Source organism: Paenibacillus forsythiae T98, assembly GCF_000520735.1.
Taxonomy (GTDB): Bacteria; Bacillota; Bacilli; order Paenibacillales; family Paenibacillaceae; genus Paenibacillus_AQ; species Paenibacillus_AQ forsythiae.
This window is the reverse complement of record NZ_ASSC01000486.1, coordinates 1-558: the sequence shown is the minus strand read 5'-3', so window position 1 is coordinate 558 and position 558 is coordinate 1. Positions and strand designations below refer to the sequence as shown.

Genomic DNA, 558 nt, shown 5'->3' with positions numbered 1-558 from the left:
TGGCTCTCATACTAGCCGTCCTCCTGGCGGCGGCGACTGTCAGCGTTGTGGGCGGGATCGGCTTTATCGGGCTTATTGCCCCCCACTTAATGCGTTTGATCGGGATCCGGCGCCATTTGCCTCTGCTCATTTCCTCCATGATTTGGGGAGCCATCGTATTGCTGGTCGCCGACACACTGGCACGAATGGTTGCGGACGGCTCCAACGAATTGTCGGCCGGCGCCGTAACCGCGATCATCGGAGGGCCGTGGATGATCTGGCTGGCGATGCGCGCCCGCAAGGGAGGCGGTCACCTTCAGAGCTCTTCGGATTCTTCATCTCTGGCTTCCCGGTTGTCTCGTCGCACCTCCTACCCTGTTCTGCTTGCGATCCTGTCCGCTCTATTTGTCATCGTCTGGATTGCGGGCATTTCCCTGGGAAGCCTGCGGCTGCACCTATCGGATATCATCGCGGTGATGGCCGGGGGCGGAGATGATCTGACGCGCAGCATCGTGTTCAACATGCGGCTTCCGCGCATGCTGGTGGCGGCCGTGGCCGGAGCAGCGCTCGCGGCCAGCG

General features: G+C 62.0%; 1 protein-coding gene. It reads left to right on the top strand.

Features of this window, described 5'->3' with window-relative positions; all coding sequences use genetic code 11:
• Window positions 1-558 (top strand): iron chelate uptake ABC transporter family permease subunit (locus L692_RS28975; protein WP_036723893.1); only part of this gene is annotated, 558 nt, incomplete at both ends.